The organism is Methylovorus menthalis, from assembly GCF_020523625.1.
Taxonomy (GTDB): Bacteria; Pseudomonadota; Gammaproteobacteria; order Burkholderiales; family Methylophilaceae; genus Methylovorus; species Methylovorus menthalis.
The window spans coordinates 64,862-79,195 of sequence record NZ_JAJAQH010000005.1 but is presented as its reverse complement, the minus strand read 5'-3'; the positions used below and the strand labels follow the sequence as shown (position 1 = coordinate 79,195).

10 protein-coding genes are annotated in these 14,334 nt (G+C 57.2%); 5 read left to right on the top strand and 5 right to left on the bottom strand.

All coding sequences use genetic code 11. From position 1 onward, the window contains the following. Positions 1–13: 13 nt before the first annotated feature. From LG204_RS04960 to LG204_RS04940, 5 genes are all read right to left on the bottom strand, one after another. The gene (locus LG204_RS04960) at positions 14–1,420 is read right to left on the bottom strand and encodes a sensor domain-containing protein (RefSeq protein ID WP_230336235.1); all 1,407 of its coding nucleotides are present in this window, start codon (positions 1,418–1,420) and stop codon (positions 14–16) included. 419 nt (positions 1,421–1,839) lie between these two features. Next, positions 1,840–3,012, bottom strand: a complete 1,173-nt coding sequence (locus LG204_RS04955; RefSeq protein ID WP_230336234.1) for an LLM class flavin-dependent oxidoreductase — start codon at positions 3,010–3,012, stop codon at positions 1,840–1,842. 10 nt (positions 3,013–3,022) lie between these two features. After that, complete coding sequence (locus LG204_RS04950) at positions 3,023–4,084, bottom strand: LLM class flavin-dependent oxidoreductase (RefSeq protein WP_230336233.1); 1,062 nt, start codon at positions 4,082–4,084, stop codon at positions 3,023–3,025. Positions 4,085–4,305: 221 nt separating this feature from the next. Next, complete coding sequence (locus LG204_RS04945) at positions 4,306–4,905, bottom strand: nitroreductase family protein (RefSeq protein WP_230336232.1); 600 nt, start codon at positions 4,903–4,905, stop codon at positions 4,306–4,308. A 63-nt stretch (positions 4,906–4,968) separates the two neighbouring features. Beyond that, a complete protein-coding gene (locus tag LG204_RS04940) occupies positions 4,969–5,661 on the bottom strand; it encodes a class II aldolase/adducin family protein (protein WP_230336231.1) in 693 nt (230 codons plus the stop codon). 503 nt (positions 5,662–6,164) lie between these two features. Between LG204_RS04940 and LG204_RS04935 the strand changes: the two genes are divergently transcribed. From LG204_RS04935 to LG204_RS04915, 5 genes are all read left to right on the top strand, one after another. Continuing rightward, positions 6,165–8,618 carry a TonB-dependent receptor gene (locus LG204_RS04935; protein ID WP_230336230.1) on the top strand — a complete coding sequence of 818 codons (2,454 nt, stop codon included), beginning with the start codon at positions 6,165–6,167 and terminating at the stop codon, positions 8,616–8,618. 68 nt (positions 8,619–8,686) lie between these two features. Then, positions 8,687–10,471, top strand: a complete 1,785-nt coding sequence (locus tag LG204_RS04930) for an ABC transporter ATP-binding protein (RefSeq protein WP_230336229.1) — start codon at positions 8,687–8,689, stop codon at positions 10,469–10,471. Next, positions 10,464–12,323: an ABC transporter ATP-binding protein gene (locus LG204_RS04925; protein ID WP_230336228.1), complete on the top strand. Its 1,860-nt coding sequence runs from the start codon at positions 10,464–10,466 to the stop codon at positions 12,321–12,323. Before LG204_RS04930 ends, LG204_RS04925 begins: the two co-directional genes overlap by 8 nt. A gap of 202 nt (positions 12,324–12,525) precedes the next feature. Further along, positions 12,526–13,551, top strand: coding sequence for an ABC transporter substrate-binding protein (locus tag LG204_RS04920; protein WP_230336227.1), 1,026 nt, complete (start codon positions 12,526–12,528; stop codon positions 13,549–13,551). 122 nt (positions 13,552–13,673) lie between these two features. After that, positions 13,674–14,315 carry a peroxiredoxin gene (locus LG204_RS04915; protein WP_230336226.1) on the top strand — a complete coding sequence of 214 codons (642 nt, stop codon included), beginning with the start codon at positions 13,674–13,676 and terminating at the stop codon, positions 14,313–14,315. Positions 14,316–14,334: the final 19 nt, after the last annotated feature.

Genomic DNA, 14,334 nt, shown 5'->3' with positions numbered 1-14,334 from the left:
CAACTAAACGGCATCAGCGCGCATCAGTATCGCCAAGAATGGCAGCCTCGCCCGCCGCATCGCCTGTTTCCAGCGGCATCTTCAAACGCTGTTCCGTTTGCTTCTCGATATACATGGCTTTATCTGCGTGTTTGAGCAACTGATGTCTGTCATCCCCATGGTCAGGATAGAGAGCAATACCAATGCTTGGACGAATAGTGAGGGTGCGACCTTCAATGGTAAACGGCTGGCAAAGGACACCGCGTATTTTTTCCACCACCATGGCCGCCTGCTCCGGCATGGAAATGTCTTGCAACAACACCACAAACTCATCCCCACCCAGGCGGGCCACGATGTCTGTTTCTCGCATGCAGAGCTTGAGGCGGTTAGCGACTTCCTGCAGCAGGCGATCCCCCGCATCATGCCCCAGGGTGTCGTTTACCTGTTTGAATTTGTCCAGATCCAGATAAAGCAGCGACAAGCGCCTTTGCTCGCGCTGTGCGGATGTCAGCGCGACATCCAGACGATGCGTCAGAAACTCACGATTGGGTAGCGTTGTAAGCTGATCATACTGCGCAAGATGTTGTAGCCGCGCCTGCATCTGCTGACGCTCAATCGCCGTGGCGATTTGCGTCGAGACAAACTGCAATAGCTCCAGATCCTTCTGGTTATAGCTCACGCCACCGAGATAGCGCTTTACCGTAAGCACACCAATCATGCCTTTATGCGACTTGAGCGGGACGCCGAGCCAGCTGAGCACATGCGGATCAAGCGCGTTTTGCAGTAATGCGCGTCCCTCAGCGATTTCTTCCTGGGTCAGCAGCAGCGGCTGCCCACTCTGGATAATCTCGGCGCACAGCGTACCGGCAGCGGGCTTGGACGGCTGCTCAGTCCACTCCAGCTTATCGAACAGATACGGAAAACTTAACTGATCGGTCTCGTTGTCATATAACGTGACGGAAAAACAGTCTGCGGGAAGCAATGCGCCAACAATATGATGGATACGCTGAAACAGCGAGATCAGGTCCTCCGCGGCATACGCGGCCTCTGAAATGGCATAAAGTGCTGCCTGCAGCGCCTCGGCCCGCTTGCGCTCCGTGATGTCACGCGCCACGCCGATGCGCAGTTGGTCTTCGGGAGACCAGCGTGCCGTCCACATGATGTCGACAATTTGCCCATCCTTGCGGACATAACGATTTTCGAAATACAACAATGGGTTGCCGGACATGACATCACGCGCAGTCTGCGTCGTGCGATCAAGGTCTTCCGCAACCACCATGGCAAAGATATTCCTGCCCACCATTTCTTGCGGGGTGTAGCCGAACACACGTTCACATGCCGCACTTGCCACGACAATCTTGCCATCGGTATCCACCGCCAGGACAGCATCCATCAGCAGATCCATGAAGCTTGCCAGGAGATCGTGGGATTTTATTTCCATAGAGACTTCATCATGCACTAAATGCGGACTAAAAAAAGGACTAAAAAGCGTTGTGGCACAACGCCACAACAAAGACGGAAGCACAGATAGCGACCAAGAAACATGACTTGTCACTCCGCATGCTCACCGGGGGGAACACCGTGGCTGATATCCATCAGCCAACCTTCACTTGTTCAGACCCCGGAATGCTGATCTAGTTACTTAACTAAACAGAAAAATATCCCAAGCGCTCAGATAACACCACATGTGATGGTGAGATGTGGATGTTGCATAACCTGAAAGTTCTGCAACACCGCCAAAGCACCAACATATAACCGCTGCTCCCAGCAAAAAGCCCAGTCTAGACTGGGCTTTATTGATTGTTCAGGGCATGTTTATGGTTCAGAGAACAATATCTCCACACTGCCTGCCGCAGACTATCAGCCTACGGCGCGCAATACCGAGTTTCTGGCACTATGGCCTTGTACCAGCGGCAGCACCTCTTCGCCCACCCGGTAAGCTTCTTCCAGATGTGGCGTGCTGGCGAGAATAAAAGAATCGGCACCCAGTCTCACCAGATCATCCAGCCGCTCGGCAACCTGCTCGTAGCTGCCGACAATACCGTTGGTCTGCCCGCCACGCAGCAGGCTGAAGCCGGACCAGACGTTAGGGTGCAGGATAAAGTCCTGGTAATTGTCCAGATTCTTCGGGGCATTGCTGCGCTGCCGGTTGGCGCCGACCGAATCCCCTGTCTGCTGGGCAAAGCGCGCATAGCGGTCTTTGTCGGCATCACTCAGGTTTTCAAAGCCACGGCGGACTTCGCGCCAGGCTTCTTCTTCCGTGGCGCGTGCCACGATATCCACCCGCACAGCGCATTTGACCTTGCGACCCAGCTTGTCGGTTTTCTCTTTTACCTTGTCAAACTTCTCCTTGAGCTGGTCAAAAGGCTCCAGCCAGGAGAGATAAAAGTCAGCGTGCTGGGAGGCAGAGACCAAGGCAGCATCCGATGAACCGGAAAAATAGATTTCCGGGAAATCCTGCCCCAGCAACTGTTCTGGCAGCGCCGCATTTTCCAGCTGGTAGAACTTGCCTTGATGGGAGTAGCTGCCACCTTTCCACAAGCTGCGCAGCACATCCAAGAACTCGGTTGTCCGCGCGTAACGGTCATCATGCGGCGCCACATCGCCCCACCACAGCTGGGCTGGACCACCGCCACCAGTGATGATGTTGAACAGTCCACGCCCATTGCTGGCGCGTTGCAGACTGGCCGTCATGCGGGCGGCCGTCACCGGATTGAGGAAGCCCGGCTGAAAGGCGATCATGAAGCGGAACGTGCTGGTTTCGCGCGCGAGGAAAGACGAAATCGCCCAAGGCTCATCGGTCATGGGGAATGAGGGAATCAAGCCACCATGGAAGCCGGAGATTTCAGCTGCGCGTGCCACTTCGGCAATGTAGTCCAGGCTATTGAAACCATCGCCACCGCCGCCTGCAAGACCGCGATGCACAATGTGATCACCCTCCTGCTGCGACCAATCGCCACGATGGTGAAGTTTGTTGCGAAGCGAGCTGGGCTCGCCATGCGTAGGAATACGCCAGAAAATATCAATCGCCATCATCGTCTCCTTAGGCGGCCTGTTGTTGAGATAAACCAAGGCGTGCACGCAGGGCGGGCAGCACCTGTTCGCCTATGCGGTAAGCTTCTTCCAGCGCGGGCACAGCGCCCAGCTGGAACACGGTAATGCCGGCAGAGGCATACTCTTCCAGGGCAGCAGTGACCTGATCGGCATCGCCTACCAGGGTGGCGCGTGCCGCGCCTGCCCCCGGCGTTTGCAAAGCCCACAGACCGGCTTTGTCTGGCAGCGCCGTTTGCCCTTGCTGCCGCGCCTGACGCGCGGCATCGTGCACGGCCTCTGCGGCGGTTTCGCGCACCAGCAGATCAATGCGCAACGCCGCCTGCACCGGCCGGCCGGCCTTGGCGGAGAGCTCCTGCAAGCGCTCAAGATATGGTTGCAAATCCGCCAGTGGCAGCGCCTCAAACACATGTACATCAGCCAGCTTGGCCGATACCGCAAGATCAGCCTCGGTCTGCCCGGTCAGGAAAACCTGCGGCACCGCCTGGCCGGAAAGCGGGCCTTTGAAACCGCCTTCGAGCACTTCAAAAAAACGTCCCTTGAAGCTATAGCCTGTCTCGGTGATGACATGCCGCGCCACCGTCACAAACTCCTCGGTGCGCTGTGGAATATCCGCATCTTCAATAAAATCACCATTGGCACGGCGCTCTGCCACATTCGCCGATGTGGCAATCTGCCAGGCAAAACGTCCATTGCTGAAGCGCTGGTAACTCACGGCATTTTTGGCGGCATACACGGCAGAACCTCGTGCGGAATCAAACGTAGCCAATACCTTGACGCGGCGTGTATTGCGCGTCAGATAGCCGGCCACGATCCAGGACTCTTCGCCCTCCGGGTCGTTGGGCACCAACAAGCCATCAAATCCTGCCAGCTCCGCCGCCTTGCCAATCTGATGCAGATGATCGTAATAATTGAATTTGCGGCCACGCGGGTCCGTCACGCCTGCCGTGAAATAGGGTTGCTCATCGTTACGCTCGCCGCGCAGCTTGACGGCAGCGTCCGCCAAACGCCCATCGCCGCGCGTAGGCACGTGCCAGTAAAACTGGATAGTCATGTCGGTTTCCTTATTAAAAGTTGACGCTATGGTCGACAACTGGATATTGCAGGATGCGTGCCCGCCCTCGCACGCCAATAAAAACACATAAAAACCATGAACTTATTACTGTTTTAAAATCAGCAGTGCGTGGGCAGCTGGTGCTGTGGCAACACGCCAGCTGCTGCTACAACAACGGACTGTTGCCTGACCAACTGTCGCGTTGGCCAGGCCTGTTCACGCTAGGTCGTGGGAAAGCTGAAGCGATCTTTGGTCACGATCTCCGTCAGTGGACGGCGCGGCGTGGGTTGCTCCCGGCTGCGCAGATCGTCTGGCAAACCATCGGCAGGCCCCCTTTTGCCCACCGCGACCAGCGTTTCCAGCTGATAGTCCTCTGGCACCCCGAGCAATACCTGCAAGGCCGCACGATCATAGCCGCCGATCGGATGGGTGCTCCAGCCGCTGGCCTCGGCCTGCAAGGCCAGATAAGCCCAGGCGGCACCAGCATCCAGCGAATGGCTATAAAGATGGGTAGGCTCACTGGCGCCAGGGCGTATATGCGTCGTCTTGGAAAGCAGGACCAGAAATGCCGAAGCCTGCGGTGCCCAGCGCCGGTTATTCTCATTCAGGGTATTCAGCAGCGCCTGCCAATCCGGCGAATCCGGCAGCAGATATATAAAACGCCAGGGCTGAGCATTATTGGCCGAGGGCGCCCAGCGCGCCGCCTCGACCAGAGCCAACAAGATATCTTCGGAGATAGCCTCGCCTGTGAATGCGCGCGGCGACCAGCGCTGCAGGAAAACCGGTTCAATCGGGTAGGTCGAACTGCGGGAATTACTCATGTGCTTGTTCTCATGCTTATCAAGGTGTATGACGGGCCAGAGCGTGTGCCTCCGGCCCCGCACTTAGCCAGCGATATCGGCCAGATAGCGCCCGGTATAGGACTTGGCTTTATCCAGCAGGCCAGTACGCTGCCACTGCAACTCCAGCGCCCCGGGGGTATACAGCTGTGCGCCGCCGATCTGCTCGGCAATCGCCTGATAGCGCGCGGCCTCCTCAATAAACAGGATCAACTCCGAGGTTTTGATAATCCCCTTGCCCCAGAAATTGGCGCCACCATTCGATTCCAGCAATGCTGGCGGCGGTGCCAGTTCGGGATGCTGGTCGAGCCGCTCCTTGATGACATCGTAAACACTGCGCGTACGATCAAGATGATTGGGAATCTCGCGGGCTGCCAGATGGCGGGCAGCGGCCACATACAAAATCGGAAACGGCTTGTGCGCCAGCGACCACGCCGACAGGAAGTTGGTATGGGCATGGATGACGGTATCGGCGTCCAGTCGGGATTCACGCAAGATATGGTCGGGATGCTTGGAGAACTCGGTAATGGCGATGCTGGGCGACTGATCACGCGCCAGGCCGCCTGGGAAGCGGATATGCAGCAATTTATCGTGCCCAGGCACCAGGTGGGTGACATGGTAAGTCAGACTGGCAGACAAGGTACCGTTGCGGCTCAGTATGCCAAAGGCATGAATGGCATCGGCCTTGGCATCTTCCACGTACGAAATCAGGTCAATCTCGGAAAGCGGGTTCGACATCAGGGTCTCCTTAAATAAGAGGTTTCAGTTAATGGCTTGATAGCCAGACCCCTATGCATTGGCAATGCCTGTGCCAGCGCATGGCATTCCCATGGCTGCGCAAAAGCTATCTCTTATTTTTCAATCGATTAGCTTGTTTTAGCTATCTTTCTTCCTTCATTTTTTATCGCTATTCACTCGCGCTCACTCCACGGGCTTGTACCACACGCAACACTTCAGCCATCAACGCTGATGCTGGAGCAACAGCGCGCATTATTTCCTGACCTGACTTTCGCGCATACGGGTAGCGAGCTGTTGTTGCCCTGCCAACAGTAGACGCAACAGCCCCACCAGAAATTGTTGCTGCAAAAACAGCAGCCGCCGGACAGCAACCACACAGCATCAAATTTAAATCTTTTTACAACAATCAGTTAGCGTTAATTCGAGAGCGCCAATCATCACTGGCACAGATTCTGCGCTAGCCCATGTCGTCGTTTATTTATTTGCATTCAACAGGAACCAACATGCCCATAACAACAAGCAGCTCATCAGATCAGCCAGCGCAAGCGCGCTTTATCGTTAAACCTTTACTGCGTGCAGTAAGCAGCGTCTTCATCGGCAGCCTGGTCATCAGTCAGGCCTATGCCGCCGGAAACGCATCGTCCAATGACGCATCTGCCGCACAGACCACATCGTCCGAAGCCGCGACGACCGACACCAGTACCAACGCGACGGTTGCCCAGCCAGCCGCAGTGAACAACCAGGGTGAAAGCGAAGCCTCACTGGGCAGTGTGGTAGTAACTGCCAACAAACGTGAAGAAACGGCTCAAAAGGTGCCCACCGCCATTACTGTATTAAGCGGCAAGGAACTGCAGGACAAGGGGATAGGCAAATCCGCAGGTGAGGTACTCAACTACGTACCCAATGCGTCTGCCAATACGCAGTTCAATGGTCGCCCCCGCTGGTGGATTCGCGGTGTGGGTTCCGGCCAGCAACAGATCGACATGGCCAGCCCGGTAGGTATCTACCTGGATGATGTGTACATCAGCAATGCCACCGCTAGCGGCTTCCCGCTGTTTGACCTGGATCGGGTGGAAGTTCTGCGTGGCCCGCAAGGCACCCTGTGGGGCAAGAACACCACCGGCGGCGCGGTGAATATCATCAGCAAGAAGCCTTCGTTCAATACCGGTGAAAATTATGTAAAAGCCGATATCGGCAACTATGGCTCGCGTATTTTTGAAGGGGCAGTAGGTGGCGAAATTGTCAGCGAGCGCGTGGCGGGCCGTTTGTCTTTCTATGATCAGGACCGTGACGGCTATTTCCGTAACCAGTTCACCGGCCAACGTGATGGATCGATAAAGGACACCGCCGTGCGTGGTCAATTGCTGTTTCAGCTGACCGATAACTTGGAAGCCCTGCTTAATGTGCACCGTCGGGACTATACGACCGATGGCAGCATTCAGACCATCATTGGAGCTGGCCCGGGTGGCGCTTTCCGCTTTGGTTATGTGCCCAGCACTAGCCGCAAGGATGTGAGCTCGAATGCCGAAAACAGCGGCGACTCGACACAGAACGGCGCATCGCTGACCCTGAAATGGGACTTGGGCAAGTACTCGCTTACTTCGATCTCGGCATACGAAGACTGGGACCAAACCGTGCTGAACGACGCCGACAATAGCGCGCTGGAATTGTCACGAGGCTACACCAAGGCCGACAGCAAGCAGTACTCGCAGGAGTTCCGCTTCGCGTCACCACGTGAAGACCGATGGAACTGGCTGTCGGGCGTGCATTTTTTCAAGGAGGACATCAACTCCTACAGCGCCGCCGCCCGTTTACCGAATGGCAGCGTGCCTGCGTTTATCGGCACCAGCACCAATGCGCTGAACAACTTCAGCTATACCGATTACGACCACAAGGCTTCCAGCTTTGCGTTGTTTGGCAGCACCACCTACAACTGGACCGAGGCATTCAAGACCACCTTGGGTGCCCGCTGGTCTACCGAGAAGAAAGAAGTGGATATCAGCCGCCGCTCGGCCTCGGGCGCTGGCATTACCGCCGCCAGCTGGGGCAACCTCGGCCAATGGTGGGATAGTTACATCGGCAGCTACAACAACCCAACGGGCCTCGTGACCAATTTCGATGCGCATCAGGAAAAACGCTGGAACTCCTTCACCTACGATTTCACGCCGGAATACAAGATCAGCGACACCAGCCGCACTTTCTTCAAGTATGCGCACGGTGAAAAGTCTGGCGGCTTTAACACGGCCGCGACAGCGACAGCTGCACTGAACACGGTAAAGCCGGAAAAACTGGATGCCTATGAAATCGGCTACAAGTCCGAGTGGTTAAATGGCCGCCTTAACTTCAACACGACCCTGTTCTACTACGACTACAAGGATGTGCAAGTCAACGTGGTGGGTCTACCACCTGGCGCCACCACCACCGTGTCGTACCTGCAGAATGCAGACAGCGCGACGGTAAAGGGCGCGGAGTTTGAAGTGGAAGCATTGCCTACCAGCAATCTGCGCCTGATTGGCAATATCGGCTTGCAGTCGAGCGAGTTTGACAAGTTGCAGGTACAAAACAGCACCACCAACTACAACGGCAACGACCTGGTACGTACCCCCAACCTCAACACCTTGCTATCGGCCAACTATCGCATTCCATTGGCGAACGACAACAAGATCGTGACCAGCCTGGATTGGCGCTACACCAGCGAGCAGTATTACTTTGTGAATGCGCAGAACACCGCGCAGAACACATATTACAAACTGCTGAGCCAGGATGGCTACTCCATCGTCAATGCGCGCGTCACCTGGAGCAGTAAGGGTGATCGCTTGGCCATTACCGGGTATGTGAACAACCTGTTTGACAAGGAATACCTGGCGCATGCTCTGCCAGCTACGCCTGCAACCGGTTCCACCGCCATCTATGGCGCGCCCCGTACCGCTGGCGTATCGCTGACACTGCGTTTCTAAACAGAGCCCCTGTAGCGGATATCCGGCCACGTGCCGGGTATCCGCTTTTTACGTTTATGCGAGGCATTATGTCCATCTCCCCCACACACCCGCTGCTGCGTTGCCTGTGGCTTTATCGCACCATGCCATGGCGCTTCAGCCTGACCGCCATTCTGTTTTTACTGGTGAATGCCGCCATGGCATGGCAGCTCTGGCTGATTGGCCAAGCCGTGCAGGCCGTGCATGACGGTACAGCGATCAAGCTCCTGCCGGATGGTCGCTATGATCTTGCCGTGGCCTGGCACTGGATCGCCATCATCATCGCCGTCGCCGTTGGCCGCGGCATCCTGCAATACTTTGCCGGAGTGCTGTCGCTGATCATCGGCCAGGATCTCCTGTCCCTGCTGCGTGAGCGTATTCTGGTGCAGGTGCAGCGCCTGGACCTTGCCTATCACCTGCAGCATGGCGTAGGTGAAATGGTTACCCGCACCACACGCGATGCCGACAAGGTGCGCGATGCGCTGATCAACTTCTGGCGCCAGGTATTTGAGGCCAGCGTGTGGATACTGGTATCGATCAGCCTGCTCTGCCTTTACAACGTATGGCTGGGCCTGGGCACGCTGACTTTCGTGCTGGCAGGCATTGCCATTTTCATTCGCCAGACCGATCAACTGGTCACGCTGGATCGCGCTGTGGGCCAAGCGTATGACCAGGTTAACCAGGAGTTGAGCGAGGGGATTAACGGGGTGCGCGTGATCAAGGCGTTTGCCCTGGAGTCCTCGCGTGTTGGCGCTTTTGAAGGGTTTGTGCAGACCTTTGTGCGCCATGCCCACACCGCGCTGGCTTATGCCGCCGTCCACACGCCACTGCCGCAAACGCTGGTCGCGCTTTCCCAGGTCTGGATTCTGGGCTTTGGTGCCTGGCTGATCCAGCAAGGTCAGCTGGAAGTCGGTGCGCTCATTGCCTCCCTGCTGGTTGCCAATACCCTGATCTTTCGCATTGAGCCTATTGGTCGCGTGATGCAGGTATTTGCCGATGCCCGCTCTTCTGCCGGCCGTATCTGGGAGCTGCTGGACGAATCGCCCACCATTGTCGGCGGTGAGGGCTCCGTGCCCAAGGCCGCCCTGGGTTTCCGTTTGCAAGATGTCACCGTGCAAGCCGCCGGTGGCAACGCTATTTTGCAGCATTGCCATTTAAGTGCCGCCCCGGGGGAAATCCTGGCGCTGGTTGGCATTACCGGCTCGGGCAAAAGCACGCTGGCCGCCCTGCTGCCAAGACTGCTGGATGCAAACCATGGCAGCGTGGATATCGGCTCCGCATCGTCCGGGTGGCAAAACGTACACCAATTCCGGCTCGATGAGTTGCGGCGACGCATCCATGTCGTACCGCAAGAAAGTTTTCTGTTTTCTGACACGCTGGAAGCCAACCTGCGTCTGGCAAGACCCCATGCCAGCGAAGCAGAGTTGCTGGAAGCGCTGGAGCTGGCGGCCGCCCGCGATGTGCTGGAATCCTTGACGGATGGCTTGCAGACCCGCATCGGTGATCGGGGCATCACGCTATCTGGCGGCCAGCGCCAGCGCATCAGCCTGGCCCGCGCCTTCCTGGCACACCCCAGCATCCTGATTCTGGACGATTCCACCAGTGCACTGGATGCGCTTACCGAACGCCGCGTACTGGATAACATTCGCGGTCTGCGCGATGCCAGCGGCCAGGCCGTGACCGTGCTGCTGATTGCCAGCAAGCTATCCACCATTCTGCTGGCAGACCGCGTCGCCGTGCTGGACAAAGGCCGTATCGTCGCCGAAGGCCAGCACACCCATTTGCTTGAACATCATGCGGAATATCGCGAACTGGTAGGAGTCCATCATGGCTGAGTCCCTGCGCCAAGAGCGCGCCCTGAATGACATTGAGCTGGAGCAAAAGCTCGCCAAAAAGAGCCTGGACCGCAATATGTTCTGGCGTTTGTTACCGCTGCTGGCACCGTATAAAGGCCGTATCGCCGCCATTATCGGCATTGAGGTGGTGCTGGTCGGCATTATCTTTTTGCGGCCATGGTTTGTTGGCCAAGTCATCGATCACGGTTTTATCCAGACGGCCAAAGGGCTGGTACTGAATACACCGCTGCTGGTATGGATGGCACTGGGCATGGGCCTGACCTGGGCACTGCGCTTTGCCTTCGCCGCCGTTTCACAATACCTGGCGGGTTCCACGGCCATCCATATTCTGAACGGCCTGCGTGTACGGGTGTTCCGTCATATTCAGGCGCTCAGCATCCGCTACTTTGATAGCACCAAGGCCGGGCGCATCATCTCGCGCGCCGACCGCGATGTGGATGCGCTGGAACCTCTGCTGATTCAGGGGCCGCCCGAGCTGCTGTCTGCGGTGCTGCGCCTGGTGGGCGCGGCGTTTGCCCTGTGGTGGATTTCGCCCAAGCTGCTGCTGGCCCTCGCCAGTATCACGCCATTGCTGATCCTGGGCACCTGGCTGTTCAAGCGCATTTCGGAACACAACTGGGCGCGTGTGGCCGAAGCCCGCGCGCGGTTTACCGCGCACTTGGTGGAGACTGTTTCCGGCGTGCGCATCATCAAGCAAACGGTACAGGAAGACGCCAACGAAGCGCGTTACAGCGCGCTGGTATATGACTTCAACCATACGCTGGTCAAGGGCAATATCCGCACGGGCTGGTTCCTGCCGACCACGCAGCTGCTCAGCACCGTGGGGCAGGCCGCCCTGCTGCTCGCCGGTGGCCTGGGCATTGCCCAGCACGAAATGACAGTGGGCCAGCTCGCCCAGAGTCTGTTCTATGTGCATCTTTTCCTGGGGCCTCTGCAGGAGCTGAATGAGCTCTTGGAACGCTACACCTCGGGCGCCTCGTCGGCCCAGCGGATTTTTCTCATGCTGGATACCGAGCCCGAAATCAATGATCCGGCGACCCCCCGCAACCCCTTGCTGCCACGCGGCAGCGTGGAGTTTCGCGATGTGCTGTTTGGCTACCAGCAGGATGGCAGCCGCCCGGTGATCCGCCATCTCAACCTGCAGGTGGCGGCAGGTGAAGTACTGGCCATCGTCGGCCCGACCGGCCATGGCAAAAGCACGCTGGTGCAATTGCTGACGCGCTTTTATGAAGTACAGGGCGGTGCCGTCTTGCTGGACGATGTGGACGTGCGCGAGTACCCGCAACAGGTATTGCGTCGCAAGGTGGGCGTTGTGCTGCAGGATAACGTGCTGTTTTCTGGCAGCGTGTTGCACAACCTGCGGCTGGCGGCGCCTGACTTCAGCAATGAAGACCTGATTCGGGCCGCCCGTGATCTGGGGGCGGATGAAGTGCTGGAACGATTGCCACAGGGTTACCAGACCGAAGTCGGGCCGCTCGGAACCTTCCTCAGCCATGGCCAGCGTCAGCTGGTGTGCCTGGTGCGCGCCTATCTGGGCAACCCATCAGTATTGGTGCTGGATGAAGCCACCTCGGCGGTAGACATTCATACCGAACGCCGCGTGCAAGTGGCCTTCCGTCGCCTGTGCGAAGGCCGCACCGCCATTGTGATTGCCCACCGTCTCGCCACCATCCGCGATGCCGACCGCATTGCCGTGATCTGGAATGGCGAAGTGAAGGAAATCGGCAACCACAGCACCCTGATCGCCAAGGGCGGTGCCTATAGTCAGCTCTATAAAGCTTATGAAGAAGCCTCAGTACCCGAGCCTGACGGCTTGCGCTCTGTTGCCTAGGAAGCAGAACTGCCATGCCGCCTGTTGAGTGCGAGTCACTGCAACAGCGGCATGCGCCAATAATTCAAACCAAGACATTGATTTACATAGACAATATTTTTACGCTAGGCCTGTCACGCGCTGGTATGGATACTGCAAATACCTGTCACGTATTTCCATGTATTGATCTTTTAACTACGCATCTTTATCACGAGGAGCTCTCATGTCTGTTACCGCTATCGATAGCATCTGGTACACCCGCTGCCCGGTGCCTACCCCCCTGGGCCTGGCCGCGCGCGAAAACTGGTTTGCCCAGGAATTCGCCCCTGACCACATCACCATCAAAACCCTGCAGGAAGTGACGGACGCCGATCTGCGCGAGTCTCACTACGACCATCGCCTGCCACACTCCTTCCGCCAGGGCGGTAGCGTGCCTGCCATCTGGGCGCGTGCCAATGGCACCGATACCCGCGTCATCGGCCTTAACTGGGTGGATGAAGCGCAGCTGGTGGTCACCCTGCCCGACTCCGGCATCACCAGCGTGGCCGAACTGAAAGGCAAGCGCATTGCATTGCCACTTAACAACATCAGCATCGACCATCAACGCGCCAGCGCGCTGCGCGGCATTGTCGTTTCGCTCGAAGCCGCAGGCCTGAGCGCCGACGATATCGTATTTGTAGACCTACCCGTGCCACAGGGCGGCGCTGGCGTGGGCTGGACATCCAACCACACGCCTTATGCCACCGAGTTTGAAGCCCTGAAAGCCGGCAAGGTCGATGCCATCTACGTCAAGGGCGCGCGCGGCGTGGAAGAAGCCCACAAGCATGGCGTGACCACGCTCTATGATGTACGCAACCACCCCGATCCTATCGCCCGTGCCAACAACAGCGCGCCGCGTCCGATTACCGTCGACAACGCCCTCTTGCAAGAGCGCCCAGACCTCGTAGTGCGCTTCCTCAGCAAGATTCTGGATGTCGCCGACTGGGCTGCCGCGCATGAAGCTGACACCGTGAGCTACATTGCCAAGGAATCCCACTCGAAGGACGAATGGGTACGCAAAGCCTACGGCAACGATATCCATCTCAAGCAAGGGACCTCGCTGGATGATCTTTCCATTGCCGGCCTTAGTGCCTACAAGGATTTCCTGTTCAAATGGGGCTACCTAAAATCGAATTTTGACGTGACAGAGTGGATCGCGCCTGGTCCACTGGACGAACTGTTGCGTACCCGCAAGCAAAAAGCCGCATGATCCACACTCCACTTGATATCGATTCAATACGGAATTACTGTATTTAATCATCCCGTTAGTTTATCTGGCACTTGCCCTTCGGGGCGGTGCCGGTTTCACCTTGAAAATATCAGGAGGTATGAATGGCTTCTCTCAAACTGGGCGATACCGCCCCCGACTTTACGCAGGACTCCAGCATAGGCCCCATCGCATTCCATGAATGGCTGGGCGACAGCTGGGGCATCCTCTTTTCACATCCGGCCGATTACACCCCCGTGTGCACCACCGAACTCGGTGCCACCGCCAAACTCGCCGAAGAATTCAAGAAGCGCAATGTCAAAGTGTTGGCGCTTTCCGTTGACCCAGTCGAATCTCACCATGGCTGGATCAAGGACATCAACGAGACCCAGGGCACCACGGTCAACTTCCCTATCCTGGCCGATGCCGATCGCAAGGTGTCCACCCTGTACGACCTTATTCACCCCAATGCCAGCGCAACCGCCACCGTGCGCTCGGTATTCGTCATCGACCCGCATAAAAAGATACGCCTCACCATCACCTACCCCGCCAGCACCGGCCGCAACTTTGATGAAATCCTGCGCGTGATCGATTCGCTGCAACTGACCGAATACCATAGCGTAGCAACCCCCGCTAACTGGAAAGACGGCGAAGATGTGGTCATCGTGCCTTCGCTCACGGACCCCGATATCCTCAAGGCCAAATTCCCCAAAGGCTTTAAAACCGTCAGACCTTATCTGCGCCTGACACCACAGCCCAACAAATAACACACGCTACATCCGGTAA

Bases quoted from the DNA above. Each gene is read 5' to 3' on its own strand.
- LG204_RS04960 (WP_230336235.1), bottom strand. From the start codon at position 1,420: ATGGAAATAAAATCCCACGATCTCCTGGCAAGCTTCATGGATCTGCTG.
- LG204_RS04955 (WP_230336234.1), bottom strand. From the start codon at position 3,012: ATGGCGATTGATATTTTCTGGCGTATTCCTACGCATGGCGAGCCCAGC.
- LG204_RS04950 (WP_230336233.1), bottom strand. From the start codon at position 4,084: ATGACTATCCAGTTTTACTGGCACGTGCCTACGCGCGGCGATGGGCGT.
- LG204_RS04945 (WP_230336232.1), bottom strand. From the start codon at position 4,905: ATGAGTAATTCCCGCAGTTCGACCTACCCGATTGAACCGGTTTTCCTG.
- LG204_RS04940 (WP_230336231.1), bottom strand. From the start codon at position 5,661: ATGTCGAACCCGCTTTCCGAGATTGACCTGATTTCGTACGTGGAAGAT.
- LG204_RS04935 (WP_230336230.1), top strand. From the start codon at position 6,165: ATGCCCATAACAACAAGCAGCTCATCAGATCAGCCAGCGCAAGCGCGC.
- LG204_RS04930 (WP_230336229.1), top strand. From the start codon at position 8,687: ATGTCCATCTCCCCCACACACCCGCTGCTGCGTTGCCTGTGGCTTTAT.
- LG204_RS04925 (WP_230336228.1), top strand. From the start codon at position 10,464: ATGGCTGAGTCCCTGCGCCAAGAGCGCGCCCTGAATGACATTGAGCTG.
- LG204_RS04920 (WP_230336227.1), top strand. From the start codon at position 12,526: ATGTCTGTTACCGCTATCGATAGCATCTGGTACACCCGCTGCCCGGTG.
- LG204_RS04915 (WP_230336226.1), top strand. From the start codon at position 13,674: ATGGCTTCTCTCAAACTGGGCGATACCGCCCCCGACTTTACGCAGGAC.